The sequence below is a fragment of the Nocardioides sp. cx-173 genome (assembly GCF_021117365.1).
Lineage (GTDB): Bacteria > Actinomycetota > Actinomycetes > Propionibacteriales > Nocardioidaceae > Nocardioides.
Genome location: NZ_CP088262.1, coordinates 3,504,668 through 3,530,148, shown reverse-complemented (window position 1 = coordinate 3,530,148; position 25,481 = coordinate 3,504,668). Strand labels below are relative to the sequence as shown.

Sequence of the window (25,481 nt, the reverse complement as noted above, 5' to 3'; positions counted from 1 at the left end):
TCGAGACCCGGTGAGCCGACAAGCAGCCCCGGGGTACGGCGGTCAGGTCACCGGGGTCTCGAGGCGCAGGCGCTGCACGCCTTCACACCTCGACCACCGGGGCCTTTCGGTGGTCGAGGTGCGAGGAGCGTCAGCGACGAGCCTCGAGACCCGGTGAGCCGACAAGCAGCCCCGGGGTACGGCGGTCAGGCCGCGGGGGGTCTCGAGGCTCAGGCGTTGCACGCCTTCGCACCTCGACCACCGAACGAGGCCTTCCGGTGGTCGAGGTGCGAGGAGCGCCAGCGACGAGCCTCGAGACCCGGTGAGCCGACAAGCAGCCCCGGGGTACGGCGGTCAGGCCGCGGGGGGTCTCGAGGCTCAGGCGTTGCACGCCTTCGCACCTCGACCACCGAACGAGGCCTTCCGGTGGTCGAGGTGCGAGGAGCGCCAGCGACGAGCCTCGAGACCCAGTGAGCCGGGAAGCAGCCCCGGGGTACGGCGGTCAGGCCGCGGGGGGTCTCGAGGCTCAGGCGTTGCACGCCTTCGCACCTCGACCACCGAGACGCGAGAAGTTCTCAGAGCCCTGTGGACAAAGGGGATTCTCGTCCCTCGACTGTCGGTGGCGGGTGCTTGAGTAGACCCATGAGCACCCCCGGACCCGACCAGAGCAGACAACTGCTCGACGGTGTCCGCGCGCACACCCAGGCCGCGATCGACGCCGAGCTCGGCCGCCTCCATCTGACGCTTGACTGGTGTCACCTCCACGAGACCCACGACGAGGACGACGCCGCGGTCTTCAGCGACCACGGCATCCCCCTGGCCGGACCCGGCGCGCCGATGGTCAGTGAGTTCGCGGTCATGGAGCTCGGCGCCGCGCTGGCCATGTCGACCGACTCCGCCAAGCGCTACGTCGGCGCCGTGCTCGAGATCAGGTTCCGCCTCCCCAGGATCTGGGCCCGCGTGGAGACCGGGGAGCTGGGGTTTTGGAAGGCACGCTGGATCGCCGAGCACACCAAGTGCCTGCCTATGGCGGGTGCCGCCTACGTGGACCAGCAGGTCGCCTACTGCGCGCACAAGGTCTCCTACGCCGAGGTCGAGCGCCAGATCGCGACCGCGATGGCCAGGTTCGACCCCGAGCAGGCCGAGAAGCTGCGCCGCCAGGCCGCGGACGGGCGCAAGCTCGACGTGCACAAGGACGACCTATCCCTCGAGGGCACGATCGAGGTGTCCGGGACCTTGGATGCGCAGGACGCGCTCGACTTCGACGCCGCGATCAACCGGCTCGCGGCCGACCGGAAGGCGGCGGGGTCGAGCGAGCCGCTGGACGTACGTCGGGCGCAGGCCGCCGGTGATCTGGCTCGGGGGCAGAACATGCTGCCCTTCGGTGATGATGAGGACGGTGAGGGTGGTTTCGAGACAGGACTTCGTCCTTCCTCAACCACCGAGGCGCCGGCCGTCATCAAGGTGACCCGGGTGATCGACCTGCACGTCCACGAGGCCGGCGTGTTCGGCGACCCGAACGCCACAGTCGGCAGATGCGGCCGCAGACCCGTGCTCGTCGAGACCATCCGCGAGTGGTGCGGCGCACCGGGCACCACCGTCATCAACCTCAAGCCCGTGCGCGACCTCGCCGATCACGTCCACGTCGCGGCCTACGAGCACCCGGCCCGGCTCATCGAGCAGGACGACCTGGTCGACCACCACTGCGTGTTCCCGTGGTGCACCCGGCCCGCCGAGAGGTGCGACCACGACCACGTCACCCCCTACAACAAGGGCGGACCGACCTGCTCCTGCAACTCCGCTCCACTGTGTCGCGGGCACCATCGCCTGAAGACCCACGGCCGCTGGTCCTACGACGTCCTGGACCGCGGCAACTACCTGTGGCACTCACCCCACGGCCACACCTACCGCCGCGACCACACCGGCACCGAGCCGGTCGTGCGCCAGAGACCCTGATCGCCCCACACCCCGCCACCGGCGGGGCCGCCGGCACGTCCGGAGCAGGCTGTGCTGGCTGACGCCCGGGGGCTCTCAGCGCTCCTCGACCTTGAGCCCCTTGTCCTGCGCGAACAACGGCGCGAGGAGGTCGAGCTGAGCGGGGCTGATGGTGGCGCCGCGCAGGCCGTCCAGGCCGTCCACGGCCTCCAGCTCGCAGCCGCGGAGGTCGACGTGCTCCAGCCGGGCCTGCTGGGCGTTGAGACGACCGAGCCGGGTGCCGCGGAAGGCGACCCGGCGGGCGGTGGTGCTCAGCAGGTCGAGCTCCTCGACGACGCAGTCGGTGAAGGCGACGTCGAGCAGCTCGGCGCCGCGCAGGTTGACGAAGCTCAGCTTGCAGCCGACGAAGTGCACCGAGTGCCAGTCGGTCTCGTAGGCCTCGACGGAGCCCAGCCGCGCGCCGGAGAAGAGGACGTCGCGCCACACCCCGCGAGGCGCGCGTACGACGGGCACGTCGAGCCGGTCGAAGGTCGTCTCGCGCAGCCGCGTGGAGCGCCAGTCCGCCTCCCGGGCCGCGACGCCGGCGAACCGGCAGCCGTCGACCGACGCGCCGCCGAGTGCGAGCTCGGGCAGGGCGAGGTCGTCGAACGACAGCCCGTGCAGGTCGGCGTCGGCGACGAGCAGGTCGGACGACCCCGCGCCGAGCGCGCGGTGGACCACCGGGTCGAGGTGGGGAGGGTGGGTGGAGGGACGAGCGGTCTTCGCCATGGGGGGCGGTCAGACCCCGATCGGGTGCCAGACGGTCTTGATCTCCACGAAGGAGGTCATCGCGTCCAGTCCCGGGTCGACGCCGAAGTCCGGCTCGGCGGCCGGCGCGCGGCGCACCCGCTTGAGGTTGTCGGCCGCCGCGACCTCGAGCGAGGTCGCGAGCTCGGGATCGCCGGCGGCGCCGAGCAGGTCGATGCCGTTGACGTCCATGTGCGAGGCCAGCCACGGCGCGAGGGTCGCGGCCTCGCCGGTGAGGATGTTGACCACGCCGCCGGGGACGTCGGAGGTGGCCAGGCACTCCGCGAACGTGACGGCGGGCAGCGGCCTTTCGTAGGACGACATCACGACCGCGGTGTTGCCGGTGACGATGACCGGCGCGACGGCGCTGACCAGACCGAGGAGCGAGGACTCCTGGGGCGCGAGTACGGCGATGACCCCGCTCGGTTCGGGCGTCGACAGGTTGAAGAACGGCCCGGCGACCGGGTTGGCGTTGCCGATCACCTGGGTGAGCTTGTCGGCCCACCCGGCGTACCAGACCAGGCGGTCGATCGACTCGTCGAGCACCTTCTCGGCGCGCGAGCCGGTCAGGCCCTCGGACTGACGCACGGCCTGGACGAGCTGGGGCCGGCGGTCCTCCATGATCTCGGCGATCCGGTAGAGGATCTGCGCGCGGTTGTACGCGGTCTTGCCCGACCACCCGCCGAAGGCCTTGCGTGCGGCCACGACGGCGTCGCGGGCGTCCTTGCGCGAGGCGAGCGCGGCGTTGGCCACGAAGGCTCCCTTCGAGTCATGCACGACGTAGGAGTAGCCCGACTCCGAGCGCGGGAACTGCCCGCCGATGAAGAGCTTGTAGGTCTTGCGGACGTCGACGCGTGACATGTCACTCGCCCCCCTTCAGGTAACCCGCGAGGCCGTGGCGGCCACCCTCGCGGCCGTAGCCCGACTCCTGGTAGCCGCCGAACGGGCTGGTCGGGTCGAACTTGTTGAACGTGTTGGCCCAGACCACCCCGGCGCGCAGCGCGCTCGCCATCTTCAGGATCAGGGACCCCTTGTCGGTCCACACCCCGGCCGAGAGGCCGTACGGCGTGTTGTTGGCCTTCTCGATGGCCTCCGAGGGCGTGCGGAAGGTCAGCACCGACAGCACCGGGCCGAAGATCTCCTCGCGAGCGATCCGGTGGGCCTGGGTGACACCGGTGAAGATCGTCGGCGGGAACCAGAAGCCGTTGCTCGGCAGCTCGCACTCCGGCGACCAGCGCCCGGCGCCCTCGGACTCGCCGATGTCGGACAGCTCGCGGATGCGCGCCAGCTGCTCGGCGGAGTTGATGGCCCCGATGTCGGTGTTCTTGTCAAGCGGGTCGCCGAGCCGCAGGGTGCCCATGCGGCGCTTGAGGCGGGCGAGCAGGTCCTCGGCGACGGACTCCTGGACGAGCAGCCGGGAGCCGGCGCAGCAGACGTGGCCCTGGTTGAAGAAGATGCCGTTGACGATGCCCTCGACGGCCTGGTCGAGCGGGGCGTCGTCGAAGACGATGTTGGCCGCCTTGCCGCCCAGCTCGAGGGTGACCCTCTTCTCGGTCCCGGCGACCGTGCGCGCGATCGCCTTGCCGACCTCGGTCGAGCCGGTGAAGGCGACCTTGTCGACGTCCGGGTGCGCGACGAGCGCCTGACCGGTGCCGCCCGCGCCGGTGATGATGTTGACGACGCCCGGCGGCAGGTCCGCCTGCTGGCAGATCTCCGCGAAGAGCAGCGCCGTCAGCGGCGTGGTCTCGGCCGGCTTGAGCACGACCGTGTTGCCGGCGGCCAGCGCGGGCGCGATCTTCCAGGCCAGCATCAGCAGCGGGAAGTTCCACGGGATGATCTGGGCGGCGACGCCCAGCGAGCGGGGACTGCCACCCACATTTCCTGGCAGGGAGTACTCCAGCTTGTCGGCCCAGCCGGCGTAGTAGAAGAAGAAGGCGGCGGCCACCGGGACGTCGACGTCGCGGGACTCCTTGATCGGCTTGCCGTTGTCGATCGTCTCCAGGACGGCCAGCTCGCGGCCGCGCTCCTGGATGATCCGCGCGATCCGGTAGAGGTACTTGGCGCGCTCGCGTCCGGGCATCCGGCCCCAGACGCGGGTGTGCGCCCGGCGCGCGGCGCGGACCGCGAGGTCGACGTCGGCCTCGTCTGCCTCGGCGACCTCGGAGAGGACCTCCTCGGTGGCCGGGCTGATGGTCTTGAACGGCGCGCCGTGGCCGTCGACGAACTCGCCGTTGACGAACAGGCCGTACGACGGCTTGATGTCGACGATTGCGCGCGACTCGGGGGCGGGGGCGTACTCGAAGATCTGGGCCATGTCCTCAGTCCAACGTGAAGTAGTCGGGACCGGAGTAGCGCCCGGTCGTCATCTTGGTGCGCTGCATGAGCAGCTCGTTGAGCAGCGTCGAGGCGCCGAACCGGAACCAGTCCGGGTCGAGCCAGTCCGGACCCGCGACCTCGTTGACCATCACCAGGTACTTGATCGCGTCCTTGGCCGTGCGGATGCCGCCGGCCGGCTTGACCCCGACCATCTGTCCGGTGGTCTCGCGGAAGTCGCGGACCGCCTCGAGCATGATCATCGTCACCGGCAGCGTCGCGGCGGGCTGCACCTTCCCGGTGGAGGTCTTGATGAAGTGGGCGCCCGCCATCATCGCCAGCCAGGAGGCGCGCCGGACGTTGTCGTAGGTCTGCAGCTCGCCGGTCTCGAAGATCACCTTCAGGTGCGCGCTGCCGCAGGCCTCGCGCACGGCGACGATCTCCTCGAACACCTGCAGGTAGCGCCCGGAGAGGAACGCACCGCGGTCGATCACCATGTCGATCTCGTCGGCCCCGGCCTCGACGGCGTCGCGGGTGTCGGCGAGCTTGATGTCGAGGGCCGCGCGGCCGCTCGGGAAGGCCGTCGCGACCGCCGCGACGTTGACCCCGCTGTCGCCCAGGACGGCCTTCGCGGTGGCCACCATGTCGGGGTAGACGCAGACGGCGGCGGTGGCCGGACAAGTGGGGTCGGAGGGGTCCGGTCGCATCGCCTTGGCCGCGAGGGCGCGGACCTTGCCGTGGGTGTCCTGGCCCTCCAGCGTCGTCAGGTCGACCATGCGGATGGCCAGGTCCAGGGCGTAGGCCTTGGCGGTCGTCTTGATCGACCGCGTGCCGAGCGAGGCGGCCCGGGCGTCGGCGCCGACCTGGTCGACACCCGGCAGTCCGTGCAGGAAGCTCCGCAGCGAAGCGTCGGACCTCGTGACGTCCGAGAAGCGCGCTGCGGCGCCCTCGTCGGTCGCGGTGGTGGGTGAGGAAGGCATCCCCCCAGCATAGGGTTGACGCGCAGACGTGCAGCAACCGGAGGACGGCGTGAGGAGTGATGTGAGCGAGGACCAGCGGGAGCGATTCGCGCCGACCGGCGGACGGATCATGGGGGGAGTCGGACTGGCGCTCGCGGTGCTCGTCGTCGGCATCGGCGTGATCGACCGGGACGCCGACATCCCCACCTGGACCATCGTGCTCGCCGCCCTCATCGGGCTGCTGTGCTGGGCGGCCATGCTCCGACCCCGGGTCTCGGTGGTCGGCGACCGGCTGGAGCTGCGCAACATGCTGGAGACGGTGAGCATCCCGCTCGCCGCGATCGAGGAGCTCGCGGTCCGCCAGCTGCTCGCTGTGCGCGCGGGAGACCGGCGCTACGTCTCGCCCGCCGTCGGCAAGTCCCGCCGGCAGCTGCGCCGGCAGCCCTCGGGGCCCGCCACCGATGTGGAGTACGCCGACTTCGTCGAAGGCCGGATCCGCCAGCGCATGGAGGACGCCCGCGCGGTCGCGGGGATCCGCCTCGGCTCGCCCGAGCAGGTCGCCCTCGGCCAGGAGGTACGCCGCTCTCCCGCCTGGCCCGAGCTGGTCGGGGTGGTGCTGCTCTCGGTCGCGCTGGTCGTCTCCCTCGTGCTCTGAGGACCCCGGCGCTCCCGGCTCTCGGCTAGATCCCGGCCGCGGCCCGGATGTCGCGGCCGAGCGCGTCGAGTCGGCCGGCGGCCGAGATCCGCGCGGCCTCCACGCCGTCGGCGGGGTCGACCGGCACGACGACCTCGAGGTAGCACTTGATCTTGGGCTCGGTGCCGCTCGGGCGCACGATCACCCGCGCCCTCTCGGCCAGCCGGTAGCGCAGGCCCTCGGTGGGCGGCAGGGCGGGGGAGCCCAGCGACAGGTCGTCGACCCCGAGGACGGCCAGGCCGCCCAGGCTCGCCGGCGCGGTCGCGCGCAGGCGCGCCATGGCGGCGCCGATCTCGGCCAGGTCGTCGACGCGCGCGGAGACCTGGTCGGTGGCGTGCAGGCCGTGCTCGACCGCGATGTCGTCGAGCAGGTCGGTCAGGGAGCGGCCCTCGGCCTTGGCGCCGGCGGCGATCTCGCACAGCAGCAGCAGCGCGGAGACGCCGTCCTTGTCGCGGACGTGCTCGGGGTCGACGCAGTAGCCCAGCGCCTCCTCGTAGCCGAACGCCAGCCCGTCGACCCGCCCGATCCACTTGAACCCGGTGAGCGTCTCGACGTACGGCTGGCCGGCGGCCCCGGCCATCTTCCCCAGCAGCGACGAGGAGACGATCGAGGCGGCGTAGGTGCCCTGCTTTCCCGAGGACAGCAGGTGGGAGGCCAGCAGGGCGCCGACCTCGTCGCCGCGCAGCATCCGCCAGCCGTGCAGGCCCGGCACCGCGGCGGCGCAGCGATCGGCGTCCGGGTCGTTGGCCACGACGAGGTCCGCGCCGTGGCGCGCGGCCAGGGCCATGGCCAGGTCCATCGCACCCGGCTCCTCGGGGTTGGGGAACGCGACGGTCGGGAAGTCCGGGTCGGGCTCCTCCTGCTCCGCGACCACACGCGGCTGGGCGAAGCCGGCGGTCTCGAGCACCTGGACGACCGAGGTGGCGCCTACGCCGTGCAGCGGCGTGTAGACCACGTTGAGGTCGCGCGGCCCGTCGACGGCGAGGCCGGCGACGGTGTCGAGGTAGCGGTCGACCACGTCCTCGGTCAGCACCTTGCCCGCGCGGCCGCGCACGATCTCGGCCACCGGCCCCACGGCCGCGATGTGACGCGCGATCTCGACGTCGGCGGGCGGCACGATCTGGGTGCCGTCGCCGAGGTAGACCTTGTAGCCGTTGTCCTGCGGCGGGTTGTGACTGGCGGTGACCATCACGCCGGCCACGCAGCCCAGCTCGCGGATCGCGAACGCCAGGATCGGCGTGGGCAGCGGCCGGGGCAGGATCCAGGCGGTCATCCCGGCGCCGTTCATCACCTCGGCGGTGTCCCGGGCGAAGATGTCGGAGTTGTGCCGGGCGTCGTAGCCGATGACGACCGGGCCCACCGTCCCCTGCTCGCGCAGGTACGCCGCCAGGCCGGCAGCGGCGCGGAGCACGACCACCCGGTTCATCCGGTTGGGCCCGGCTCCGAGCGCGCCACGCAGCCCGGCGGTGCCGAACTCCAGCGTGCCGTCGAAGCGGTCCTGCAGGTCGGCCGGGTCCGCGCCGCCCTCGACCGCGGCGACCGCGCCCTCGAGCTCGGCGCGGGTCACGTCGTCGGGGTCCTGCCTGGCCCACTCGCGCGCACGGTCCAGAAGCTGAGAGAGGTCGGGCGTCATGACGGCACCGTAGCGTCGGCCCCGTAGCGTTCCCACCGTGAGCCCCCCTGCCCCCGCCACGGACCACTCGTGATGAGGGCGACCTACGAGTTCCGCGCCGAGTGGACCGTGGCCGCGCCGGTCGAGGCGGTGCGCGAGGTGGTGGTCGACCTGGAGCACTACCCCGAGTGGTGGCCGCAGATCCTCGCGGTCGCCAAGCTTGGCCCGGACGACGCCCGGGTGATCTGCCGCTCGGTGCTGCCCTACCGGCTCGACCTGCTCCTGCACGCGGTCTCCCGGTCCGCCCCGGTCGTGGAGGTGGCCGTGGCCGGCGACCTCGACGGAACCGTGCGCTGGCGGCTGGATCCGGTCGCGGACGGCACCCGGATGCTCTTCGAGCAGTCGGTCGCCGTCTCGGGGGCGCTCGCGCTGGCGTCGTACGTCGCACGGCCGGTGCTGCGCTGGAACCACGACCGGATGCTGGCCGGCTGTCTCGAGGGCCTGCGCCGGCGGCTCGGAGCCGGCTGAGCCCCCGTCCCGGTCAGGGGCCCAGAAGGTCGAGCGCCGGCCGGTAGAACTCCTCGCCGGCGAACGGGCCGCCGACGTGGGCGCTCTCGGCCTGGTCCGCGGCGCTCTCGGCGATGGTGCCGGCGAACTCCTCGGCGTCGTCCAGGGGCTCGTAGCCCAAGGCGCGACCCGGCTCCAGGTCCCACCAGCCACGGGTGTTGCCCGAGACCCCGTAGAGGACGGCGAAGCCCGGGGCGGGCGCGGTGAGACACGCGTCCACCATCCGCACGCAGTCGTCGGGCGAGAGCCAGGTGGCGAGCTGGCGCACCGACTCGGGACGCAGGTGGAAGGACCCGATCCGGCACGAGATCGCGTCGATCCCGTGCCGGTCCACGTAGAGCGACAGCAGCGCCTCCGCGGCCACCTTCGCCACGCCGTAGAACGTGTCGGGTCGGGGGCGGGCGTCGGTCGCGAGCATCGGTGCCTCGGCGCGGGGAGTCCGGCCGACCGCGTGGTTGGAGCCGGCGTAGACGAAGCGGCGTACGTCGTGGGTCACGGCGGCGTCGAGCAGGGCGGCCGTGGTGATCACATGGGAGGTCAGCGAGTCGGGCAGCGAGGCCTCGTCGGGAAGCCCGGCGGCGTGGACCACCGCGTCGATCGGCTGCTCCTCGAACACCGCGTGCACGGCGTCGGGGTCGGCGCAGTCGGCGACGTGCCAGGGGACGTCGGCGGCGTCGGGCCGCGGGACCCGGTCCAGGCCGACGACCTCGTGACCGCGGTCGGCCAGCCCGACGGTGAGGACCTGACCGATCGAGCCGGCGGCGCCGGTGACCAGGACCCTCACGGGCGCCCCTGCGGCGTGCCGGGGGCGGGGAGCGACCTCAGGTCAGCGGCGGTACCCATCGATGTTCTGTCCCAACTCGGTGAAGAGGGCCTGGTTGAGCCGGAAGGCTACCTTCACCTCGTCCACCACGCGTCCTACCTCCTCAGGCGACAGGCCGAGCCCGTCGAGCCGGGCGCGGTAGGCGTCCTTGTAGGTCTTGGGCTTGGGGATCTCGGGGAAGGTGTAGAACGCCGTGCCGGCGCCGTCCAGCTCGAAGGTCCGGTCGATGATGCGGCCGATCGCCTGACCGCCGGAGAGGTCGCCGAGGTAGCGCGTGTAGTGGTGGGCCACCAGCAGGCCGCCCCACTCGCCCGCAGCGCTGACCCGCTCGCGGTAGGCGGTCGCCGCCGGGGAGTCGACGGTGCGCGTGCCACCGGGCGCCCAGTGCGCGAGGTCGGCGTCGATGGCGTCCAGCCGCTCGAGCGCGGAGTCGTGGACCGCGGCCACCATCGGGTCGTCGAGCCGGGCGCCCAGCGTCGTCTCCATGACCTCATAGACCCCGCGCAGCCGGAGCAGGTACTCGGCGTAGCCGGTCTCGTTGACCCGGCCGCCGAGAAGCTCGGTCATGAAGCGCGAGTCCTCCGCCTCCTGGTGCTCGGCCATGGAGCCCTCGCGCATCGCGGCCGAGAGGCTCACTGTCGGGGTGGCGGGCAGGTCGGTGACGGTCATGAGATCCCCAGCGCTGGTGGTGGACGAGCTTTTCTAGACACATTGTCGACAAGATTCTGACGACTTGTCAAGAAGTTTCGACCACAAAGTTAGGTTAACCTAAAAAATAGGCCTTCGGGGAGGCTTTCAGTCGACGGTGACGAGCGCGCGCAGGATGAAGCGCTCGACCTGCTCGGCGGGGACGTCGCGGGGCGCGAGGCAGGCGTGGATCAGGGACATGGCGGCCGGGATGTCGGGGATGTCGAAGGCGCCCGACTCCACCCCGGAGACCAGCAGGTCGCGCAGCACGTCCTCCACCGCGACCACGTGCTCGCGGATCTCCTGGCCGGCCTGGCGGGAGAGCACGCCGACGAGCTGCATCCCCAGCCCCATGTGGAACTGCTCGCCGGCGGTCAGCTGGTGGCGCACGTAGACCCGCATCCGCGCGACCGGGTCGGCCACGGAGTCCAGCTCGGCGCGCAGGCCGGCGAGGTAGCGGTCGGTCTCGTGCGACGCGAACGCGACCACCACGGCCTCCTTGTCGGGGAAGTGGTGGTAGATCGCGGTGCGGCCCAGGCCGGCGGCGGCCGCGATCTGCGCCATGGAGATGGCGTCGAAGCTGCGCTCGACCATCAGGGCTGCGAACGCGTCGAAGACCCGCCGCTGCACCAGGTCGCGGTGCTCGGCGAGGGTCTCGGCACTGATCTTCGGCACGTCCGGCACTGTAGTACCGACCCGGTTCCGCCCCCGGAGCCGGCAGGACGCCCCTCCCCGAGCGGGGAGGAGCGTCCTGGCGTGCTGCGGCTGTGCTGCCGGGAGAGGCTCAGGCGACCCGGAAGGTGACCCTCTTCGAGGAGGCCTTCACGTTGCCGTTGCCGGCGTAGGTCACGACCACCTTGTAGGAGCCCTTGGCGAGCCTCGGCACGGTGATCCGGGCGATGCCCCGAGCGTTGAGCGCGACCCGCGCCCGCTTGACGAGCTTGCCCTTGGCGGTCCGCACGACCACGGTCGCCTTGCCCGTGGCGGCGCCGGCCGTCGTCGTCGTGACGCGGGCCTGGACCTTGCCGGCCTTGGTGCGCGTCGGCTTCTTGACCACCTTCACGGCGGCCTTGCTGACGGCCTTCGAGACCGTCGCCGTCGCGGTGGCGGTGGATCCTGCGACGTCGGCGTCGCCCTCGTACGTCGCCGTGAGCGAGTGGCGGCCGGCCTTCAGCTTGCCGAGGCTGAAGCTCGCCTTGCCGGCCACGAGGTCCGCGGTGCCCACCACGGTGGTGCCTCGCCTCAGGGTGACCGCTCCGTCGGCACCGGCGCCGGTGGCCTTGACCGTGGCGGTGCTGACCTGCCCGTAGGCGCGGGACGGGATCGAGAGCGAGAGCGAGGAGGTCGACTTCTCGACCACCAGGGTGGCGGTGGCGGTGCCGGCCTCGGTGTTGGCGTTGCCCGCGAAGGTCGCGGTCAGCGCGTGCTCGCCCTCGGTGAGCGCGTGACCGAGGTCGAAGGTGGCGGTGCCGTCGGTGAGGTCCGCGGTGCCGAGGACGGTCTCGCCCTCGGTGAGGGTGACCGAGCCGTCGGTGCCGCCTTCGCTGGCGACGGTGACGGTGGCGCTGGCTGGTGCACCGGGCGCCACCTTGGGCGCGGTGAGCGTGACCACCGGGGTGGCCTTCGCGAACGTGATCGGCGTGTAGGTCTCGTACTTCGCGCTGGTGGCTCCGCTGCCGGCGTAGGTGTAGATGCCGTAGTTGGTCGCGGAGGCCACCGCGGCGGCGGCGGTGTCGGCGGCGGCCCGGTCGACGGTCAGCGTGGCGGTGAAGGTGCCGTCGCGACGCAGCTCGATGGCGCCGGCCCGGGCGCCGCCGATCGTGGCCATGTCCTCGGCGAGGACCGCCCACTGCTGCGGCGAGGTGGGCTTGCGGTTGCTCGACGGAGCACCGAGCGAGGGCCGCCACGCCTCGGGGAACTTGCCGAACACGACGTACGTGCCGGCCGGCTTGCCGGCCAGCGGCGGGCGGGCGCCCGTCGCGAGCGCCGGGTCGAAGCCGCTGCCCTCGACGGTGACCTGGTGGGCGCCGTTGGGCAGGAGCGTGGTCTTGCTGACCGCCACCGAGGCGCCGTCGGTGTAGGCGACCGAGAGCGGGTTGGCGACCTTGCGGATGTCGGCGCTACCGCCGGTGGAGTACCAGTACGGCCCCTGGCCCAGCGTCTGCTGCAGGTCGACGAAGGCCGACGGGAACGTGCCCCAGCTGGCTCCGGTCCGGACCTGTGGGCTGGTGTCGGCGGGGGCCTCGTAGGCGACCTCGCGGTACTGCGGCGTGGCCGCGATCCCCGTGGGGGTCACGTCGACGCCGGACAGCGTGGCGAGCGCGACCTTGGTGTCGGGGACGGGGGTCCACTCGTCCGGGTCGTCCATGGACGCGGCGTAGCCGCCGACCGTCGCGCTCAGCGTGCCGGTGCCGTTGGTGACCACCAGCTCGGGGTCGGAGAGGTGGAAGTAGGTCAGGCCCGAGTAGAAGAGGACGGTCGCGTCGCCGTCCCAGGTGATCGTGGCGCTCTCCGTCTCGGGGTCGAGCGTGCCGACGCCGTTGCGGACCACCAGCCGGTTCTCGGACAGGATCGTCGTGGAGGTACCGGAGGTCGTCTCACCGGCGCTGTTGCGGCGGGTGCCGTCGAAGGTCGTCGGCGCGTAGCTGCCGTCGGCGCCCTTGTCCTCGATCGTCACGTTGCCGGCGACGTTGGCCCACCCCGCCGCGACGCCGTTGCTCCAGGTGGCGCCGTTGTCGGCGGCCCGCAGCATCTGACCACCGGCGCCCGGGTTGCCGATCTTGCCGGCCGACATCAGGTTCCAGGTGCCCGGCGCGTACGCGCCGGCCTGGACCTCGTTGTTGATGTCCCACGCGAACGTGGCGTTCCTGACCGAGATCGGGGCGGCTGCGGCCGGACTCGCGGTCGCGACGCCCAGGGCGACGATGCCGGCGGACGCGAGGGCGCCCGCGACCGTGGCCGCGACTCCGCGCCTGGCCGCGCGAGCGCGCGGCCGGGCTGTGGTGGGGTTCATGACGATGCCTTTCGTTGGTGGGTGAGCACGCTGAGGCCGGCGGTGCCGAGCAACAGCAGGGACCCGAGCCACCACGTCCAGCGGTGGTCGGCGGCGTCCTCGCGCGAAGCGGGCTCCGAGGAGGCGAGGGCGTAGACGGTGGGCGCCGCGGGCAGCGGTGCCGAGGCCAGGCCGACCTCGCCCGGGGCGGGTGCGGCGGGTGTCGAGGGGAGGGCCGGGGCGGGCGCGGCCGGCGGCGCGGGCAGTGCCGGCGGGGCGGGCTGGACGGGCGGCCGGGTGGGGTTGACCGGAGTCGACGGCTGGGGCCCCTCGGGAGCGGTGGGGCCGGGTCCGGTGGTCGGCGCGACGGGCGGCTCGATGGGGTCGTCGGCCACGTAGCTGATCGCCACGGGCGAGGGGACCTTGTGCGCGTCGGCGGCGCCGCCGCTGGAGTACCAGAACGCCGCGGAGCCGACCTTGTCCATGTAGGCCAGGAACGAGGAGGGGAAGGCGCCCCACGCGCTGCCGGTGCGGACCTGGGCCGCGCCCGACGAGGGCGCCTGGTAGCGGACGTTCAGGTAGCGGGGCTGGACGGCGAAGCCGCCCGCGGCCGTCAGGTCGGGGACCGGCAGGTCGGCGATGGTCACGACCTCGGGCGGGACCGGCGACCACAGGCTCTGGTCGTCCACCGAGCTGGCGTAGCCGCTCAAGGTCGCGCGCAGCGTGGCCGAGGACCGGGTGACCGTCAGCACCGGGTCGGTGACGGTGAAGAAGGACATGCCGGAGTAGTAGACGACCGAGAACGAGCCGCGCCACCGGATCGTCGCGGTGCGGGCGTCGGTGTCGACCTCGCCGGTGCCGCCGTCGAGGACGACCTGGTGGCCCGAGAACGGACCGTTGGTGCTGGTGAGCGGGTTGCCGTCGACGTCGGTCGACAGCCCCGCGAAGGTGGCCGCCCCGTAGCTGCCGTCGGGACGGCGTTTCTCGATCCGCACGGCACCGCGCTCGGCCCACCAGGCCCGGGTCCCGGTCCCGCGCCAGGTGGCGTTGGTGATCGTCTGGCCGCCCGCGCCGGGGTTGGGCACCGTGCCGGCCGAGAGGAAGTTGAAGGTGCCCGGCGCGAACGCCTTGTTGTTGGTCTCGTTGTTGATGCCCCAGCGCAGCTGGGCGTCGGAGATGGTGAAGGCGCCCGACTCGGGCTCCGCCGTCTCGGTGGCAGTCTCGCTGGGAGTCTCGGTGGGGGTTTCCGTGGGCTCGGTCTCCTCGGCGGAGACGGCGGGGAGGCGCACGACCGAGGCGCTCGCGGTCGTCGCGGAGAGGACGGCGCCGGCCAGACCCAGGCCCAGCAGCACGACCAGGACGGCGGCGAGGGCGCCGTGGGTGCGCGCCCTCACGGGGTCTCCACCGTGGTGCGAGTACGGCGCCGGCGCAGCGTCGTGACGGCGTACGCGAAGAGCGCGACCAGGAAGAGGCCGGCGGCGACGGCCAGGAAGATGGGGCCGGCCTGACCCTCGGTGTCCTCGGATACCTCGGCCTCAGCGGCCGCGGGAGCGGGCTCGTCTCCCCGCGAGACGGGGAACCGCTCGAGCACCTCGGTGCCGGAGGCGGCGCCGCGCAGCCGCAGCTCGTGGGTGCCGGGCGTCAGGTCCAGCGGCAGCTGGAGGACCCCGGCGACCTCCCCGGACGACCCGGCGGACAGGGGGCCGAGCCCGGCCACGCCGTCGTCCAGGACCGCCACCACCTGCTCGCCGGGCCGGAAGCCCTGGGCGGAGAAGGCCAGGGCGTGGCCGGCGACGGCGGTGGTGCGGTCGACGGTGAGCACGCGTCGGCCGCGGGCGGCCGGAGCGGCTGGAGGGGCCGCGGTCCCGGCGGAGGGAGTGTCGGCAGGCCCGGCCGAGGGGGAGGTGGAGCCGGTCGGGGTCGGCTCGGCGGGCGACTGCGGGGCCGCGTCGGGGAGGTTGGCGAAGGTGACCGGGGTGAACGTCTCGTTGTTGGCGTTCTTCACGCCGTGCGCGCCGACGGTGATCACGCCACAGGTCACCTTGCGGCAGTCGACGTCGACCACGTCGCCGTCGCGGTCGGTGGCCTGGAACACCGGTCCCGGCACCGTCAGCCTCAGCTGGAAGGAGCCGGAGCCGGACAGCACGGCGGCGGCCTCGGAGGAGGTCGAGCTGCCGGGGAACGCGATGAACTTGAGGTAGCCGCGGTTGGCGGCGGCGTTCTCGGCGTCCGGGATGTAGCTGTAGTCCTTGCCGCTCATGCCGCCCCGCGAGGGGCGCCACGTGCCGCCGGACGGGTCGCGCACCCACCCGAACATGAGGTAGACCCCGCCGAAGCCGCCTCGGACGACCTGGAAGCCGGAGCCGTCGATGGTGAGCTCGGTCTGGTAGCGCAGGTCGGCCTGCGCCGTCCCGCGGTCGTTGGTGACGGTGACCCGGCCCTGGGCCGAGGCGGGTGCGGCCGGCAGCACGAGCAGGGCCGCGGCGAGCAGGGCGGCGACGACGGTGGCACGGACGCGGACGGTCATGGGGTCTCCTGGGCGCCGGGCGAGCCGACGGGCCGTCGGTCGGCGAGCACCAGGGGCTCGCCGGTGGTGGGGTGGGGCACGACCTCGATGGGGTGTCCGTAGACCTCGCTGAGCAGACCGGCCCGCATGACCTCGGCGGGTGCGCCCTCGCCGGCGACCCGGCCGGCCTGGAGCAGCACCACCCGGTCGGACCAGGCGGCGGCGAGGGTGAGGTCGTGGAGCACGACGACGACGGCGGCCCCGGCGTCCGCCTCGACGCGGGCCCGTCCGAGCACCGTCTCCTGGTGGCCGATGTCGAGGGCTGCGGTCGGCTCGTCGAGCATCAGGATCCCCGCCCGCTGGGCCAGGATGCGGGCGAACGAGGTCCGCCCTTTCTCGCCCCCGGACAGGATCCCGAAGGACCGGCCGGCGAGGTGGGTGACGTCGGTGGCGGCCATCGCGTCGGCGACGACCCGGTCGTCGTCGTCCTCCTCGGGCCGGTTGCGCCACGGCGCGCGGCCCATGCGGACCACCTCGGCCACGGGGAACGGGAAGGAGATGCGGTGCTCCTGGGTGAGGACGGCGCGCTCCCGCGCGAGCTCGCGCAGCCGCCAGTCCTCGAGCGGGCGGCCCAGCACCTCGACCTTGCCCTCCTGCGGGGCGAGGTCGCCGGCGAGCACGCCCAGGAGCGTCGACTTCCCGGCCCCGTTCGGACCGACCAGCGCGAGCACCTCCCCGTGGCGGACGTCGAGGTCGACGCCGTCGAGGACGGTCGTGGATCCGAAGCGGACCACGACGCCGCGGGCCCCGAGGGCGATCACGACCAGCCCCCCGCCGTACGGCGCGTGCGGCGCAGCAGCCAGAAGAAGAAGGGCCCGCCCACCAGCGAGGTCAGCATGCCGAGCGGCAGGTCGGCGTGCGCGACGAGCGTCCGGGCGCCCATGTCGGCGACGACCAGGACCAGCGCGCCGGCCAGCATCGAGGCCGGCAGCAGCACGCGGTGACCGGGGCCCGTCACCATGCGCAGGAGGTGGGGCACGACCAGCCCCACGAACGCGACGATCCCGCAGAAGCTCACGGCCGCGGCGGTCAGCAGGGCGACGACCACGATCATCAGGACCCGCAGCCGCTCCACGTGGACGCCGAGGTGGCGGGCCTGTCGCTCCCCGAGCGCGAGCAGGTCGAGGCTGCGGGCGCCCGCGAACGAGGCGAGGATGCCGATCGCGGCGATCGGGCCGACCACCCAGATGTAGGACCAGCGGCTGCCGTTGAGGCTGCCGAGCTGCCAGAAGACGATCTGCTCGCGCGCCTGGGTGTCGCCCAGGAACATCAGCAGCGCGAGGCCGGCTCCGGCCACCGCGTTCACGGCGATTCCGGTGAGCACGAGGGTCACCACCTCGGTGCGCCCGTCGGCGCGCGAGAGGGCGTAGACGGTGAGCGTCGTGAGCAGGCCACCCGCGAAGGCGCACACGGCGATCGTCCAGGTGCCGGCGAAGGTGAGGCCGAAGACGATCGAGATCGCCGCGGCGACCGCGGCGCCAGAGGAGACGCCGACCACGCTCGGCTCGGCGAGGGGGTTGCCGAACACGCCCTGCATCACCGTGCCGGCCACGGCCAGGGCCGCGCCGACGACCATCGCCATGGCCACCCGCGGGAACCGGACGGTCCACAGGGTGTCGTCGCCGCGCGGGTGGGTCGGCATCGGCCCGAGGTCGAGGCCGAGACGGTGCAGGAAGGAGCCCGCCACCTCGTCGAACGGGATCGCCAGCTGTCCCGACCCGGCGGCGGCGACTCCCGAGACGGCCAGCGCGAGCAGCAGTGCGACGCACAGCAGCGTGCCGCGCGTCGTACGACGGTCGCTGCGGGCGGTGGGCGAGTCGGGGGCCGCGACGTCGGACGCGGGCCGGGCCTGGCGGAGGGTCACGCGCGGCTCACAGGTCGTCCGGTGCGTAGAACGCCACGGCCAGCGCGTTGATGACGTCGGCGGCGCGCGGGCCGAAGCTGAGCACCTGGTCGTCGTCCATGGCGATGATCCGGCGGTTCTCGCCGGCCGGCGTGCTCGTCAGCGCCGGGAACTGCTTCAGCAGCCCGTCCACGCCGCCGACGGACTCCAGGCCCTCGTTCATCATTAGGATCGCGTCGGGGGCGGCGGCGATCAGGCCCTCGTCGTTGACCGGCTTCATGCCGCTCCAGCCGATCTCGGCGGCCACGTTGTAGCCGCCGGCCGCGGTGATCAGGGAGTCGGCCCCCGATCCCTCGCCGAACATGTAGTAGACGCCCGCCTGGCCCCGTACGTAGAGGAAGATGGTGCGCAGCTGCCCGGTGACGTCCTGCGGGGCCACCTCGGCGACCTGCCGGGTGATCCGGTCCGCGTCGCGCTCGAGCCGCTGGCCGAGCTCGCGTCCCGCGGCGGGAACGCCGAGGGCGTCGGCCACCTCCTGGGTCAGCGAGGAGAGGTTGTCCAGGCTGCGGTTGGAGTCGGTGATGACGACCGGGATCCCGGCGTCGCGCAGCTGCAGCAGCACGTCGAACGGTCCGAGGGAGGTGTCGGAGAGGACCACGGTCGGGTCTAGGTCGAGGATCGCCTCGGCGCTGAGCTCATGGCCGTTCTGGGTGACCACCGGACGGTCGGCGATCTCCGGGAACGACGACGAGACGTCCCGCCCGACGACGCGGTCGCCCAGGCCGAGCTCGAAGACGGTGTGGGCCAGGGTCCCGTAGACGTCGAGGGCGAGGATCCGGCTGGTGTCCGTCACGGTGACCTTGGTGCCCTGGGCGTCGGTCACGGTGACGGGCAGCCGCGGCTCGGGGTCGGTCTGGGCCGGCGCGATGACCGGGTCGGGCAGGTTGATCGAGACCTCGCCCTGCCACGCGCGCGGGTCGTCGATCGGGGTGACGTCGCTCAGCGGCGGCGCCGGTGCCGCCGCGGTCGTGGTGCCGGCCTCGTCGCCGGGCGAGTCGAGGACGGGGCCGCAGGCGCTCAGGGTGAAGGCGGCGAGCAGGGCCGCGATCATGGGGCGGGACATGGCGGGAGGTCAATTCTGCGAGAGGGTCCGAGACGACGGACGAAGCATAACCTTACTAAGGTCTGCCTTACCTCATATCCCCGCAGATGACCGTCCTGGCCGGCCGAGGGTCAGCCGGTCAGAGGGTCGGGACGACGCGCCCCAGCAGCTCGCCCATCCGCGACGCCGCCGCCCGACCCGCCTCGAGGACCTCCTCGTGGTTGAGCGGCTCGCCGGTGATGCCCGCGGCGAGGTTGGTGACCAGGCTGATCCCGAGGACCTCCATCCCGGCCTCGCGGGCGGCGATGGCCTCGAGCGTCGTGCTCATGCCGACCAGGTCGCCGCCGATGGCGCGCACCATGGCGATCTCGGCCGGGGTCTCGTAGTGGGGGCCGGGGAACTGCACGTAGACGCCCTCGTCGAGGCTCGGGTCCACCTCCCGGCAGAGCCCGCGCAGCCGGGCGGAGTAGAGGTCGGTGAGGTCGACGAAGCGGGGGCCCACGATGGGGGAGCGGCCGGTGAGGTTCACGTGGTCGCTGATCAGGACCGGGGTGCCCGGCGTCCAGGTCTCCTTGAGGCCGCCGCAGCCGTTGGTGAGGACGATGGTCCGGCACCCCGCGGCCGCCGCCGTGCGCACGCCGTGCACGACCGCCGCGACGCCCTTGCCCTCGTAGTAGTGGGTGCGGCTGAGGAAGACCAGCAGGTTGCGCTCGCCGGCCCGGATGGAGCGGATCCTCCCCGAGTGCCCGGCCACCGCGGCGGCCGAGAAGCCGGGCAGGTCGGTGGCGTCGATCTCGGCCGTCGCCTCGCCCAGCGCGTCGACCGCCGGCAGCCAGCCCGAGCCCAGCACCAGCGCCACGTCGTGCGACGCGACCCCGGTCAGCTCGGCCAAGCGGGCGGCGGCCTCGTCGGCCAGGTCGTACGGCGAGTGGTCCGGCAGGTCAGGCGTCGTCGACATCACGGGCAGCACTCTAGGCGGGCCCCGCCCCGCTCCCGGCTTCGGCTGACCCGTCACAAACTCACGCGTCTTGCCGCTGACCCGTCAGAAAGTTTCTGACGGGTCAGCGGTGGGTCAGCTGCCGTTGGTGCGGCAGGGGCGGCGACGGAGGGCCTCGACGTAGTCGTCGGGGGCGGAGGCGGCCTCAGCGGCGTCGGCGAGCATGCCGAGGTATGACGCGGAGGGCAGTCCGCCCTCGTAGGCATCCAGGACGTAGGTCCACACCACGATCTCCCCGCTCAGGGTGGACACCCGCACCTTGGTCTTGCGGTAGAGACCGGAGTCGGCCGCCTCCCACCCGTCCAGGTCGGCCTCGTCGGCCTCGGTGATGTCGTAGACCGCGACGAAGACCTGCTCGAAGGGGTCCTGCACGATCGTGGAGAGCGAGCCGTCCCAGCCGTGCTCCTCGCCGCCGAACGTGAGGCGCCACCCCTGCAGCCAGCCGGTGGTGTGCAGCGGCGAGTGAGGACAGCGCTCGCCCATGCGGGCGGGGTCCAGGTTGGTCCCGTAGGCGGCGTACAGGGTCACGGCTGAAGGTTATCGGTCGCGGCACTAGGCTGAGCGTGTGACTCACTTCGACGTTCTCGTCCTCGGCGCGGGCCCCGGTGGCTACGTCGCCGCCATCCGTGCGGCCCAGCTCGGCAAGTCCGTGGCGGTCATCGAGGAGAAGTACTGGGGCGGGGTGTGCCTCAACGTGGGCTGCATCCCCTCCAAGGCGCTGCTCAAGAACGCCGAGCTCGCCCACGTGCTCACGCACGAGAAGGACAAGTTCGGCATCGAGGGCGACGCCACGATGTCCTACGGGCCGACCCACAAGCGCTCCCGTCAGGTGAGCGCCGGGATCGTCAAGGGCGTCCACTTCCTGATGAAGAAGAACAAGATCACCGAGATCGACGGCTGGGGCACCCTGACCGGCCCCAAGGCCGTGGACGTGAAGGACAAGGACGGCAACGTCACGTCCTACACGTGCGACGACCTGATCATCGCCACCGGCGCCAAGACCCGGCTGATCCCGGGCACGTCGCTGAGCGAGCGCGTCGTGACCTACGAGGAGCAGATCCTCGACTCCGAGCTGCCCGGCTCGGTCATCATCGCCGGCTCCGGTGCGATCGGCGTCGAGTTCGCCTACGTGATGAAGAACTTCGGCGTCGACGTCACGATCGTGGAGTTCCTGGACCGCATGGTGCCGACCGAGGACGCCGACGTGTCCAAGGAGCTGGCCAAGCACTACAAGAAGCTCGGCGTGAAGGTGCTGCTCGGCACCAAGGTCGAGGGCATCGACGACTCCGGCGACAAGGTCAAGGTCACCGTCTCCAAGGACGGCAACAGCGAGGTGCTCGAGGCCGACAAGGTCCTCCAGGCCATCGGCTTCCAGCCGCGCGTCGAGGGCTACGGCCTCGAGGCGGCCGGCGTCGAGCTGACCGAGCGCGGCGCCATCGCGGTCGACGCCCGTGGGCGCACCAACGTCGACGGCGTCTACGCCATCGGCGACGTCACCGGCAAGATGATGCTGGCCCACGCCGCGGAGGCGATGGGCATCGTCGCCGCCGAGACGATCGCCGGGGCGGAGACGCAGGAGATCAACTTCGACATGATCCCGCGGGCGACGTACTGCCAGCCCCAGATCGGCTCGTTCGGCTACTCCGAGGAGCAGGCCAAGGAGAAGGGGTACGACGTCAAGACCGCGACGTTCCCGTTCTCGGCCAACGGCAAGGCCCAGGGGCTCGGCGACACCGCCGGCTTCGTCAAGATCGTGGCCGACGCCGAGCACAACGAGATCATCGGCGGCCACCTGATCGGCCCCGACGTCACCGAGCTGCTGCCCGTGCTGACCCTGGCCCAGACCTGGGACCTGACCGCCGACGAGGTGGCCCGCAACATCTTCGCCCACCCGACGCTCGGCGAGGCCGTCAAGGAAGCCATCCACGGCATCGCCGGCCACATGATCAACTTCTGACATGACCGACAAGGTCGTCATCATCGGAGGCGGGCCTGGCGGCTACGAGGCGGCGCTGGTCGCGGCTCAGCTCGGTGCCGAGGTGACCGTGGTCGACACCGACGGCATCGGCGGCTCGGCGGTGCTCACCGACTGCGTGCCCAGCAAGACCCTGATCGCGACCGCGGAGCTGATGACCGACGTGGCCGGGGCGGCCGAGCTCGGCGTCAACTTCCGCGACCACGAGGGCGACGCGGCGACCGCGATCACCGTGGACCTCGCCCGGGTCAACCAGCGCGTCATGCAGCTCGCCGCCGACCAGTCCGCCGACATCACGCGCCGCCTCGCCAAGGAGGACGTCACCGTCGTGCAGGGTCGCGGGCGCCTCGACGGTCCCGGTCGGGTCGTCGTCGACGGCGACCGCACGCTGGAGGCCGACGCCGTCCTGGTCGCCACCGGGGCCGCGCCGCGCACCCTGCCCACGGCGCAGCCCGACGGCGAGCGGATCCTCACGTGGGAGCAGGTCTACGACCTGACCGAGGTGCCGACCGAGCTGATCGTGGTCGGCTCCGGGGTTACCGGCGCGGAGTTCGCCAGCGCCTACCTGGCGCTGGGGATCCCGGTCACGCTGGTGTCCTCGCGCGACCGCGTGCTTCCCGGCGAGGACGCCGACGCGTCCCTGGTCCTGGAGGAGGTCTCCAAGCGCCGCGGCATGAAGGTGCTCTCGCAGTCCCGCATGGAGTCGGTCACGCGCGACGGCGACGTCGTCACGGTCGCCCTCACCGACGGGCGTCGCATCCAGGGCTCGCACTGCATCCTCGCGCTGGGCTCGGTGCCCAACACCGCCGACCTCGGTCTCGAGGAGGCCGGCGTCATCCTCACCGACGGCGGCTTCGTCAACGTCGACCGGGTCTCGCGTACGTCGGCCCGCGGCGTCTACGCCGCCGGCGACTGCACCGGGGTGCTCATGCTCGCCTCGGTCGCGGCGATGCAGGGGCGCATCGCGATGTGGCACTTCCTCGGCGACAAGGTCAGCCCCCTGGACCTCAAGCAGGTCTCCTCGAACGTGTTCACAGCGCCCGAGATCGCCACCGTCGGCTGGAGCCAGAAGGCCGTCGACGCGGGCGAGATCGCCGCCGAGGTCGTCATGCTGCCGCTGTCGGGCAACGCTCGCGCGAAGATGCAGGGCGTCCACGACGGCTTCGTCAAACTGTTCTGCCGTCCGGGCACGGGCATCATCGTCGGCGGGGTCGTGGTCGGTCCGCGCGCCAGCGAGCTGATCCACCCCGTGTCGGTCGCGGTGGCCGAGTCGCTGACGGCCGACCAGCTCGCCCAGGCGTTCACCGTCTACCCCTCGATGAGCGGCTCCGTGGCGGAGGCCGCCCGGCGTCTGCACCGAGTCTGACCGGCGCCGGCGCGCCATGACCCTGGACCAGGTACGCCGGCAGCTGCCCGCCGGTGCGCTCGCCGACCGGGTCGCGGTCCTGGCCGGGCCGGCCGAGGACATCCCCGTCGGCGACGGGGTCCGCGTCGTCGACGCGACCCAGACGCTGCCGGCCCTGCATGCCGCCCTGACCGTGGACGGTCCCTACGACCTGGTGGTCGACCTGGGCGGTGGCCCGGGGCTCGCGGAGCGGCTCTCGCAGCTGCTCTTCCACGTGCGCCCCGGAGGCGTCTGGGCCGCGCGGGTGCCACAGGACGCGGGGCCGTTCCTGTCCCACCTCGAGGCGCTGCGGGTGCGGCACCCCGGCGGCGGGGGGACCCCCGCGGAGCGCGACGCCGACGCGCTGGCGGCTTCCATCGTGGGCGTCGAGCGCTGTGAGGACGTGGTGCACGTGCGCACCGCCGCGGACGCGCTGCCCAAGCTGACCCACCGCCAGGTGCACCGGCTGCGGCGCCGGCTGAGCGGCGAGGTGACGAGCCTCTTCGAGCGCGAGGGGTTCGACTGGGACGTCGCCGCTCCCGCGGCCTCGACCGCCGAGGACTGGCCGGTCCCGACGTCCTACCAGGCGCCGCCCCTCAGCCTGCGCGCGTACCCCGAGGCGCAGTGCTGGCCGCGCCAGGGGGTCGTGACCGCCCGGTTCGTCGCGCCCGAGAGCTCCCAGCGCCTGGGCGCCGGCCGGTTGCACAACCCGTCGTTCACCGACCTCTCCCCGCGTTTCGTCGAGCGCCCGCCGGTCCCGCGGGAGCGACTGGAGGGGGCGTGGTTCCACCTCGACAACCAGTTCCGCGGGCACTTCGGGCATGCCCTCAGCGAGCAGGTCTCGCTGCTCTGGGCGTGGCCCCGGGTGCTCGAGGAGCACCCGGACGCGCGCGCCCTGGTCTTCGACAACCGTGGCAACGACACGGTGGCCGAGTGGGAACTGCAGCTGCTCGAGGCGGGCGGCGTCGACCGGGACAGAGTGCACCTGGTCCGGGGGCCGGTCGTCGTCGAGCGGCTGCTCGCCGCGTCCCCGATGTTCTCCCGGCCCGCGCACCTGCACCCCGAGCTCCGCTCGACCTACGACCGGATCGGGGCCGCCCTCGCGGCTGCGGCGACGCCGTCCGTCGAGAGCCACGAGCGGATCTTCTTGACCCGGCGTGGACGCCGCGGCTGCCACAACCTCGACCAGGTGGAGGCGGAGGCCGAGCGCCTCGGCTACACCATCGTCGTGCCGGAGACGCTGCCCCTGCCCGAGCAGGTGCGGCTCGTGCGGGAGGCGGACGTCATCGCCGGCCTGGCCGGGAGCAACATCTTCCAGATCGCGTTCGCGGGTGAGCCCAAGCGCGTCGTCCTGGTCGGCTCGGCGTCCTACCCCGCCCACAACGAGTTCATGATGTCGGCGCTCATGGGGCACTCGCTGACCCACGTCGCCGGGACCCCCGACGTCCCGGCGCCGCCGTCCGGGTTCTCGTTGCGGGCCTTCCACTCCGACTTCGCGATCGACTTCGCCCGCGAAGGCGTCGCGCTCCGCGAGGCGCTGGCCGGCGACTAGGGGAACGGCGAGCCGTAGATCCCCACGCCGGAGTTCTGGGTCTGCCCGACGTACAGGGCCCACTTGCCCTGCGCGGCCCGCTTGCCGTTGAGGACCGCCTTGACGTCGATGGTGCCGGCGAGCGCCTCGTAGGCGCTGCCGGCGGCGAACCAGGGCAGGTACTGATCGGCGACCCGCACGACGCGCATGACCGGGAGCTGGGAGTGCTCGATCCGGTTCAGGTCCTCGCGGCACATCGGCACGGCGCGCTTCACACCGCCCGGCGGCGCCCACGGGAGCTCCGCCACCGAGGGGCCGTGCTGGGGGTTGAAGAAGCAGGGCGGGAGCCGCTCGGGCAGCGGCGTGCCGTCGCGCCGCGACAGGACGCAGGCGCGGTGGTAGCGGCCCTCCTCCAGCACGGCGCCGATCTCGAGGAGGTCGTCGTCGGTGGACTCGCGGGTGAACCGCTGCTTGGCCGACTCGTAGCGGTCGAGCGCCCTCTGGTAGTCGGCGCGCATGTCGTCGTCGAGCTCGGTGGTCAGCGTGTCCACGTGCAGCTCGGCGAGCTGCTCGCCGAACAGCGTGATGTCCTCGTCGACGATCCGCCACCGCACCCGGGCGAGCTCGCGCTCTACAAGGGTGTCGGTGTCAGTGCCGCGACGACGTCGCCACCACTGGAGGAGTCCCATGTGGCATGTTCGCACGGCCGGGAGGCGGATGCCGCGATTGTGTACCG

The 25,481-nt window shown here is 72.5% G+C and carries 23 protein-coding genes; 6 read left to right on the top strand and 17 right to left on the bottom strand.

The window, feature by feature from the left end; genetic code table 11:
* Positions 1–621 precede the first annotated feature (621 nt).
* Positions 622–1,935: an HNH endonuclease signature motif containing protein gene (locus LQ940_RS17255; protein ID WP_231244689.1), complete on the top strand. Its 1,314-nt coding sequence runs from the start codon at positions 622–624 to the stop codon at positions 1,933–1,935.
* A 75-nt stretch (positions 1,936–2,010) separates the two neighbouring features.
* Here LQ940_RS17255 and LQ940_RS17250 read toward each other — a convergent pair whose 3' ends face one another.
* Genes LQ940_RS17250 through deoC form a run of 4 tightly spaced genes read right to left on the bottom strand, consistent with a single transcriptional unit; the run spans position 2,011 to position 5,993 of the window.
* Positions 2,011–2,682, bottom strand: coding sequence for a pentapeptide repeat-containing protein (locus tag LQ940_RS17250; RefSeq protein WP_231244690.1), 672 nt, complete (start codon positions 2,680–2,682; stop codon positions 2,011–2,013).
* Between the two features lie 9 nt (positions 2,683–2,691).
* Positions 2,692–3,561, bottom strand: a complete 870-nt coding sequence (locus LQ940_RS17245; protein ID WP_231244691.1) for an aldehyde dehydrogenase family protein — start codon at positions 3,559–3,561, stop codon at positions 2,692–2,694.
* 1 nt (position 3,562) lies between these two features.
* Positions 3,563–5,014 (bottom strand): aldehyde dehydrogenase family protein, encoded by a 1,452-nt coding sequence (locus LQ940_RS17240; protein WP_231244692.1) that lies wholly within the window; start codon positions 5,012–5,014, stop codon positions 3,563–3,565.
* A 4-nt stretch (positions 5,015–5,018) separates the two neighbouring features.
* Entirely contained in the window at positions 5,019–5,993 is a 975-nt protein-coding gene (gene deoC, locus LQ940_RS17235; protein WP_231244693.1) for a deoxyribose-phosphate aldolase, read from the bottom strand.
* A 61-nt stretch (positions 5,994–6,054) separates the two neighbouring features.
* Here deoC and LQ940_RS17230 point away from each other — a divergent pair, with 61 nt between their 5' ends.
* Complete coding sequence (locus tag LQ940_RS17230; protein ID WP_231244694.1) at positions 6,055–6,627, top strand: hypothetical protein; 573 nt, start codon at positions 6,055–6,057, stop codon at positions 6,625–6,627.
* 25 nt (positions 6,628–6,652) lie between these two features.
* Here the strand turns inward: LQ940_RS17230 and LQ940_RS17225 are convergent, their stop codons facing one another.
* Complete coding sequence (locus LQ940_RS17225) at positions 6,653–8,299, bottom strand: phospho-sugar mutase (protein ID WP_231244695.1); 1,647 nt, start codon at positions 8,297–8,299, stop codon at positions 6,653–6,655.
* Positions 8,300–8,371: 72 nt separating this feature from the next.
* Between LQ940_RS17225 and LQ940_RS17220 the strand changes: the two genes are divergently transcribed.
* Positions 8,372–8,806, top strand: coding sequence for an SRPBCC family protein (locus LQ940_RS17220; protein ID WP_231244696.1), 435 nt, complete (start codon positions 8,372–8,374; stop codon positions 8,804–8,806).
* A gap of 13 nt (positions 8,807–8,819) precedes the next feature.
* Here the strand turns inward: LQ940_RS17220 and LQ940_RS17215 are convergent, their stop codons facing one another.
* The 11 genes from LQ940_RS17215 to LQ940_RS17165 form a co-directional block, all read right to left on the bottom strand.
* A complete protein-coding gene (locus LQ940_RS17215; RefSeq protein ID WP_231244697.1) occupies positions 8,820–9,629 on the bottom strand; it encodes an NAD-dependent epimerase/dehydratase family protein in 810 nt (269 codons plus the stop codon).
* A 42-nt stretch (positions 9,630–9,671) separates the two neighbouring features.
* Positions 9,672–10,337 (bottom strand): biliverdin-producing heme oxygenase, encoded by a 666-nt coding sequence (locus LQ940_RS17210; protein WP_231244698.1) that lies wholly within the window; start codon positions 10,335–10,337, stop codon positions 9,672–9,674.
* 126 nt (positions 10,338–10,463) lie between these two features.
* Complete coding sequence (locus tag LQ940_RS17205) at positions 10,464–11,030, bottom strand: TetR/AcrR family transcriptional regulator (RefSeq protein WP_231244699.1); 567 nt, start codon at positions 11,028–11,030, stop codon at positions 10,464–10,466.
* A 109-nt stretch (positions 11,031–11,139) separates the two neighbouring features.
* Positions 11,140–13,368, bottom strand: coding sequence for an Ig-like domain repeat protein (locus LQ940_RS17200; RefSeq protein WP_231244700.1), 2,229 nt, complete (start codon positions 13,366–13,368; stop codon positions 11,140–11,142).
* A complete protein-coding gene (locus LQ940_RS17195; RefSeq protein ID WP_231244701.1) occupies positions 13,365–14,741 on the bottom strand; it encodes a hypothetical protein in 1,377 nt (458 codons plus the stop codon). Before LQ940_RS17195 ends, LQ940_RS17200 begins: the two co-directional genes overlap by 4 nt.
* On the bottom strand, positions 14,738–15,874 hold the full coding sequence (locus LQ940_RS17190; protein ID WP_231244702.1) for a hypothetical protein: 1,137 nt from the start codon (positions 15,872–15,874) through the stop codon (positions 14,738–14,740). The genes LQ940_RS17195 and LQ940_RS17190 overlap by 4 nt, the downstream gene beginning before the upstream one ends.
* Positions 15,871–16,674, bottom strand: coding sequence for a heme ABC transporter ATP-binding protein (locus LQ940_RS17185; protein ID WP_231244703.1), 804 nt, complete (start codon positions 16,672–16,674; stop codon positions 15,871–15,873). Before LQ940_RS17185 ends, LQ940_RS17190 begins: the two co-directional genes overlap by 4 nt.
* A complete protein-coding gene (locus tag LQ940_RS17180) occupies positions 16,671–17,777 on the bottom strand; it encodes a FecCD family ABC transporter permease (protein WP_231244704.1) in 1,107 nt (368 codons plus the stop codon). Before LQ940_RS17180 ends, LQ940_RS17185 begins: the two co-directional genes overlap by 4 nt.
* Before the next feature lie 7 nt (positions 17,778–17,784).
* A complete protein-coding gene (locus LQ940_RS17175) occupies positions 17,785–18,879 on the bottom strand; it encodes a heme/hemin ABC transporter substrate-binding protein (RefSeq protein ID WP_231244705.1) in 1,095 nt (364 codons plus the stop codon).
* Between the two features lie 118 nt (positions 18,880–18,997).
* Entirely contained in the window at positions 18,998–19,816 is an 819-nt protein-coding gene (locus LQ940_RS17170) for a purine-nucleoside phosphorylase (protein WP_231244706.1), read from the bottom strand.
* A gap of 114 nt (positions 19,817–19,930) precedes the next feature.
* Positions 19,931–20,383: a gamma-glutamylcyclotransferase gene (locus LQ940_RS17165; RefSeq protein WP_231244707.1), complete on the bottom strand. Its 453-nt coding sequence runs from the start codon at positions 20,381–20,383 to the stop codon at positions 19,931–19,933.
* 37 nt (positions 20,384–20,420) lie between these two features.
* Here LQ940_RS17165 and lpdA point away from each other — a divergent pair, with 37 nt between their 5' ends.
* Genes lpdA through LQ940_RS17150 form a run of 3 tightly spaced genes read left to right on the top strand, consistent with a single transcriptional unit; the run spans position 20,421 to position 24,766 of the window.
* Entirely contained in the window at positions 20,421–21,812 is a 1,392-nt protein-coding gene (gene lpdA / locus LQ940_RS17160; RefSeq protein WP_231244708.1) for a dihydrolipoyl dehydrogenase, read from the top strand.
* A gap of 1 nt (position 21,813) precedes the next feature.
* Positions 21,814–23,196 (top strand): NAD(P)H-quinone dehydrogenase, encoded by a 1,383-nt coding sequence (locus LQ940_RS17155; protein ID WP_231244709.1) that lies wholly within the window; start codon positions 21,814–21,816, stop codon positions 23,194–23,196.
* A 16-nt stretch (positions 23,197–23,212) separates the two neighbouring features.
* Positions 23,213–24,766 carry a glycosyltransferase family 61 protein gene (locus LQ940_RS17150; protein ID WP_231244710.1) on the top strand — a complete coding sequence of 518 codons (1,554 nt, stop codon included), beginning with the start codon at positions 23,213–23,215 and terminating at the stop codon, positions 24,764–24,766.
* Here LQ940_RS17150 and LQ940_RS17145 read toward each other — a convergent pair.
* On the bottom strand, positions 24,763–25,434 hold the full coding sequence (locus tag LQ940_RS17145) for a hypothetical protein (RefSeq protein WP_231244711.1): 672 nt from the start codon (positions 25,432–25,434) through the stop codon (positions 24,763–24,765). The genes LQ940_RS17150 and LQ940_RS17145 overlap by 4 nt on opposite strands.
* Positions 25,435–25,481 lie beyond the last annotated feature (47 nt).

Bases quoted from the DNA above. Each gene is read 5' to 3' on its own strand.
- LQ940_RS17255 (WP_231244689.1), top strand. From the start codon at position 622: ATGAGCACCCCCGGACCCGACCAGAGCAGACAACTGCTCGACGGTGTC.
- LQ940_RS17190 (WP_231244702.1), bottom strand. From the start codon at position 15,874: ATGACCGTCCGCGTCCGTGCCACCGTCGTCGCCGCCCTGCTCGCCGCG.
- LQ940_RS17175 (WP_231244705.1), bottom strand. From the start codon at position 18,879: ATGTCCCGCCCCATGATCGCGGCCCTGCTCGCCGCCTTCACCCTGAGC.
- LQ940_RS17200 (WP_231244700.1), bottom strand. From the start codon at position 13,368: ATGAACCCCACCACAGCCCGGCCGCGCGCTCGCGCGGCCAGGCGCGGA.
- deoC (WP_231244693.1), bottom strand. From the start codon at position 5,993: ATGCCTTCCTCACCCACCACCGCGACCGACGAGGGCGCCGCAGCGCGC.
- LQ940_RS17150 (WP_231244710.1), top strand. From the start codon at position 23,213: ATGACCCTGGACCAGGTACGCCGGCAGCTGCCCGCCGGTGCGCTCGCC.
- LQ940_RS17220 (WP_231244696.1), top strand. From the start codon at position 8,372: ATGAGGGCGACCTACGAGTTCCGCGCCGAGTGGACCGTGGCCGCGCCG.
- LQ940_RS17155 (WP_231244709.1), top strand. From the start codon at position 21,814: ATGACCGACAAGGTCGTCATCATCGGAGGCGGGCCTGGCGGCTACGAG.
- LQ940_RS17225 (WP_231244695.1), bottom strand. From the start codon at position 8,299: ATGACGCCCGACCTCTCTCAGCTTCTGGACCGTGCGCGCGAGTGGGCC.
- LQ940_RS17170 (WP_231244706.1), bottom strand. From the start codon at position 19,816: ATGTCGACGACGCCTGACCTGCCGGACCACTCGCCGTACGACCTGGCC.
- LQ940_RS17210 (WP_231244698.1), bottom strand. From the start codon at position 10,337: ATGACCGTCACCGACCTGCCCGCCACCCCGACAGTGAGCCTCTCGGCC.
- LQ940_RS17245 (WP_231244691.1), bottom strand. From the start codon at position 3,561: ATGTCACGCGTCGACGTCCGCAAGACCTACAAGCTCTTCATCGGCGGG.
- LQ940_RS17145 (WP_231244711.1), bottom strand. From the start codon at position 25,434: ATGGGACTCCTCCAGTGGTGGCGACGTCGTCGCGGCACTGACACCGAC.
- LQ940_RS17240 (WP_231244692.1), bottom strand. From the start codon at position 5,014: ATGGCCCAGATCTTCGAGTACGCCCCCGCCCCCGAGTCGCGCGCAATC.
- LQ940_RS17250 (WP_231244690.1), bottom strand. From the start codon at position 2,682: ATGGCGAAGACCGCTCGTCCCTCCACCCACCCTCCCCACCTCGACCCG.